Annotated in this window: 6 protein-coding genes; all 6 read right to left on the bottom strand. The window is 33.0% G+C overall.

Going from position 1 to position 4646, the window contains the following annotated elements; genetic code table 11:
- The coding region (locus tag RMR19_RS16390; protein WP_331654767.1) for an AAA family ATPase at positions 1-200 on the bottom strand (200 nt) is incomplete at its 3' end.
- Between the two features lie 223 nt (positions 201-423).
- Positions 424-1041: a DUF3841 domain-containing protein gene (locus tag RMR19_RS16385; RefSeq protein WP_310604579.1), complete on the bottom strand. Its 618-nt coding sequence runs from the start codon at positions 1039-1041 to the stop codon at positions 424-426.
- A 161-nt stretch (positions 1042-1202) separates the two neighbouring features.
- Positions 1203-1847, bottom strand: coding sequence for an epoxyqueuosine reductase (locus RMR19_RS16380; protein ID WP_310604578.1), 645 nt, complete (start codon positions 1845-1847; stop codon positions 1203-1205).
- Between the two features lie 371 nt (positions 1848-2218).
- Positions 2219-3190, bottom strand: a complete 972-nt coding sequence (locus RMR19_RS16375; RefSeq protein ID WP_310604577.1) for a DUF7716 domain-containing protein — start codon at positions 3188-3190, stop codon at positions 2219-2221.
- Positions 3191-3287: 97 nt separating this feature from the next.
- A complete protein-coding gene (locus RMR19_RS16370) occupies positions 3288-3860 on the bottom strand; it encodes a histidine phosphatase family protein (RefSeq protein ID WP_310604576.1) in 573 nt (190 codons plus the stop codon).
- The coding region (locus RMR19_RS16365; protein WP_310604575.1) for a hypothetical protein at positions 3857-4646 on the bottom strand (790 nt) is incomplete at its 5' end. The genes RMR19_RS16365 and RMR19_RS16370, both read right to left, overlap by 4 nt.

The raw sequence follows: 4646 nt of genomic DNA, 5'->3' as shown, positions 1-4646 counted from the left end.
CATTTTAATATATCAAATGCTTCAATCATTGCCGTTTTTCCAGAACCATTTTGACCATAAATTCCAACTATATCATGATTCTCTATCTTTGCATCTCGTTCTACATTCCGATAATTCATATATTTAATTTCACCATATCGAACATTTTTAAAATTTTCTAACTCACTTTTTATTATTCTTACAATATACTTCTCGTTCATATTTACCGACTCCTCTTCACAAAGTAACTTCATGAATTTTTCTACAATATATATTTTATCCATTTTTGAATACAATATGTATACTTATCAGTAATTATTTTATATCAATTCCGATATTTTGTCCATAATAATAATTTTATACAACAAATAATATGCACTGCTACTGTCGCCTGCAAATTATTATGTTTTGTATTGTACTGTTTCCCATCATCGGCAGGTCTACTCACTTAGCAATAAATATTTCAGCCCTAGTTACCTGCTCCTTCTTCAATTTCCAAAAGGTGGCTTGAATGCATTTTTCATAATCCAAGCCACAAATTATATTTTCGTTTATGCGTTCCAAGATAAAAATCCGTTCCCAACTCTTTTGTATTTTTTCTCGAATAGCATCCATTTCTTTTGTATGAATACTGAAGTCACTAAGATCATTCCAACTATAGCCTAATGCTTTGTATTCTTCTTCAAAAGTATCACCATCTGCATCGTCTATAGGTAGATACCAGTAGTTTAGTACATAATGAAAAAGTTCAAAATCAGAAAGCATTATATCATTATCAGGAATATTTATCGTAAGTTGTACAATCTTTTCGCCTCGCCTTGCGTAACCACTTTCTCGCATGTCTCGGCGTTTGCGTTTACCTTCCCACTGATACCACGCCCAAATTGGATACTTTATCCCTTCTGGGGCATTAAGGCCATGTTCTTGCATTCTTCGAGCTATCCAATCATATGCAAATTTAAAATTATCTTCACAGATGAGATAATTTTCATTTGCGGTTAAAAATCCAGTTTCAAGTAATTTTTCATAAGCAAGATAATGCTGTATCGTCCATAGAATCACAGAAATCCCCTTTCATGTAAATAAATAATATCCAATTTTACTACTTCTTCACCATGGATACTTACTTCGAATATATCGCTTGCAATAACTGGCATACTAATTGTGCCCGAAAGGAAAAAGAGAGCTAAAAGTTTTTAGCTTATATCTCTTTACATTAAAGCCTATGGACACATAAGCATACAAAGTCCACAAGAACTTTTTCTTCCATGCTTTTCAATAAATTTGCTACGTTGTCTATTACATAACTGATAATCTATCATTTCTTCTCTTTTAATTTCAGGATGCCATTGCAAACCCTTAACTGCATGATAAGGGCAAATATCCACACAGCCATTGCATTCTTCTGGACATTGACTTGATTTACTGATTCCATATTCTTTAAAAACATAATCAATTAAGATAGCTCCTAACCTTTGTTGTGGTCCGTATTGTTCTGTAATTAAAACATTGTTCTTTCCTATCCAACCTAATCCTGCTTTGATTGCTGCATACTTGAAGGAAAATGGAGCTATTAAACTCTCCTCATCTTTTTGTGCTGTTGGAGGAATACAATATTTCACTGTATGATTAATCAAGATTGTTTCTAACTCATTTTGCAAAGAATTTACAATCTCTCTTGCCTGAACAATAGCTTCTTCAAATGCCATTTCAGAATAATTATGTAAAGTAAACCTTTTGTTATATGGTATGGCAAACACTAATGCTGATGCGTATTCTTTGCCAAATTCACTATAGGCAAGGTCAGTATAGCCGTAAAGTATATCTGGATAGTTTTGAAAAGCAATTGCTATGTCGTGTTCTAACATATATTATTCCTTTCTTATTAACTCAGAATTATACTGCGAGATTAACTGCAGTAATAATAAATGCAAATTCTGTTTCAACTTTGATTCTAATGGATTCTCTTGTTCGGCATTTAGGTTGACTTTTATCCATGGGTAAATTTTTTCTATTTTTATTTTGTTTCTTTTATTGAAGATTCCTATGATTTTCACCTCGCTGTTTGGCTTGGTGAGTCGTAGTGGTGGGTTATTTGGTTCATATGGTATTCTCCTTGCTATTAGGTCGGGTAATCAGTGTTTCAATTAAATAATTTACTATTTCTTAATCATCCTATTGCACGATTTTCTTGTTTTTCATATATCACTATTCCATAATAGAACTCTCCTACAAGCACTTAACAAAACAAACTAACAGAAAGGTCGTATCCTAGATACCTCATAAAATCAAATGCCTGACGACTATTTCCAACTGGAAATCTATCTTCTTCCATAACATAACACTCCCCTTCTCGCTGAAAGAGCTTTTCTGACATTCCGTTAAAATGATAGAACTCTTTGATAGTTTGTGCATTTCGCTCTAAACCCCTGTACTTTTCTTGAAAAAGATATTGTTCCATAATTATAACATCTGTGTTTGGGAAAGCTTTCTGAAATTCTGCTAGATTAGCTGCATGTTCCATCTTTGGCTTTTTCTTCTTTTCCTGACCAGGCATAATGCATCTTGCTGGGCTGCAAAACCCATTAAAATACAACAAATGAGACCAGAAATTCTCGCAAATACTTATGGCAAGAGCACTTCCATTTTGTCTATCAATATAGCCTGCAAGTGAAGGATAATCACTTTTTTTGTCATAGGTATAAAAAACAAGACCTTGTTTAAATGAAATAAGCTGATAGGTATGCAACCTTTTCTCTCCAAAACCCTCTATCAGGGAATAGAATTTTTCACTTGTAAGCCTCGGCATAATGACAAAATGAATTTGTGACTCTCTCTTTTTATTAAGTTCAAGAAAACCATCTCTTCTTAGATAGTAATCCAGTGATTCCAGCAATTCTATGGTTGAAACATTTGGCTTTTGCTGCAATGCAGCAGTAACTACATCAACAATCTGCACACAACTACACAAGACCTCTAAATTGTTTTCCTGTACAAATAAAGGAAAAACGTCTTGGTCATCATCACCACCAGCGGGAGCATCATCAAAGAAACACTCTTCGTTCAAACTGATATCATCATTTTCAATGGTCTTCATTCTAACATAGACATAAAGGGATTCGAATTCGCTATTTTGTTCACTGGAACTCACTCTAGCATAATCTAATATTTGGTCTAATGTAAATGGTTTATGTTTTTCTATATAATACATATAAGAAACTCCTTCCTTAGCATTTAGTTTATATAGAATAGTTAGTCTTTAACTTTGGACGTTGCCCTTGCTGTTTTTTTCTTATCATAAGCAAATACTACCTATCTAGAAATAGATTGTACTCTTTTATTTCCACACATTCACCATTTTCAAACGTAAATCTTACAACCCAAGGCATCAAAGTTTTAATACGTTCAAAATCATCATATCCAAAGGAAGGGTCAAAATAATTGATTATAGTACTTAATGCTGTTCCATGACTACCCACAACAATATTTTTACCTTTATATCTTTCTAAGTTTTGTTTCAGTGCCGCTATATTTCTATCTTGTACTTCCCTTAAATTTTCTCCATCCGAAAGTTTATACTCAAAATCTTCCCACTGTTTTTTGCTAAATGCTTGAAAATCTTCTATCCACCCGCTGTCTACTCTTCGCTCCCTAAAATCTTGGATAAGTTCAATTTGTAAATCATGAGAATCTGCAAATTCTTTAATGGTGTCAATTGCCCTTTTATATGGACTTGATAGCACTATGTCAATATTTTTATCATTTAAAAATTGAGTAACCAGCGTTCTGTCCTCTAAACCCTTTAAAGACAATTCACGAGTTAGGTCATCGTGATTATTATAATTCGGTTCAGCATGTCGAACAAAATATACTTCTGTCATATTGTACCTTCCAACATATATTTTAAAGATCGGGTAGCCGCAAACTTTTCATTTCCTTTTCCTATCTGACTAATTTCTTTTAACCACTCTATTGCTGGTTCATATTTATGGATAGCTAGTACATAACAGGCGGTTTCTTGTACCCACATATTTTCTTCATATAGAAAAGGCTTTAATAAATCTAAATGCGTATTGGGCATAAGATAACATACAATCATTCCACTACGATAATAATCTCTTTCCGAATCTTTATTAATTTGCTCTATTATTGTTTTTACAATATGTAAATCAGAATCTTTTTCTGCTTGGCTTGAATTAACACTAGGATAATCTGCCCAATCTACCTTTAACATATCCTGATTATATAAATCATCCAATTTATGCGATACAATAGTGGTTATAAACGAATTAATACTTCGAAACAAAGGAGCATACATCTCTTCCTCATGGTCAACAATGCAAACCTTTCCTTTTAACAGCCCTGAAATATATACACCTGCATAGTTAGAATTTCTATTTGTCCAAAGCAAGCAAATCTCAGGGAGAAATTCTTCACTCCAACTTTGCATTTCCTCAAACTCGGATTTACTAACTGGATATATACCATAATCATTTGTCTTGCAAAGGTCATAAAATTCGCAGATTTTCTCTTTTTCTTCAGAAGAAAATCCATATTTATTTAGTTCTAGATCTTCAAAATAGTGATTGCCTTTTTGGTTCATAGTATGCCTCCTTAGAGTATAAATAATATACACTGCTACTGGTTGTCCGATAAGAGCTTTCTTG

Origin of the sequence: Anaerosporobacter sp., assembly GCF_031551385.1 — a bacterium.
Taxonomy (GTDB): Bacteria; Bacillota; Clostridia; order Lachnospirales; family Lachnospiraceae; genus Anaerosporobacter.
Note: the sequence above shows the minus strand (reverse complement) of the source record. Positions and strands in the feature narration are given on the sequence as shown.

What these genes read in the sequence shown, in the direction of transcription:
- RMR19_RS16380 (WP_310604578.1), bottom strand. Translation starts at nt 1,847, where the DNA reads ATGTTAGAACACGACATAGCAATTGCTTTTCAAAACTATCCAGATATA.
- RMR19_RS16375 (WP_310604577.1), bottom strand. Translation starts at nt 3,190, where the DNA reads ATGTATTATATAGAAAAACATAAACCATTTACATTAGACCAAATATTA.
- RMR19_RS16370 (WP_310604576.1), bottom strand. Translation starts at nt 3,860, where the DNA reads ATGACAGAAGTATATTTTGTTCGACATGCTGAACCGAATTATAATAAT.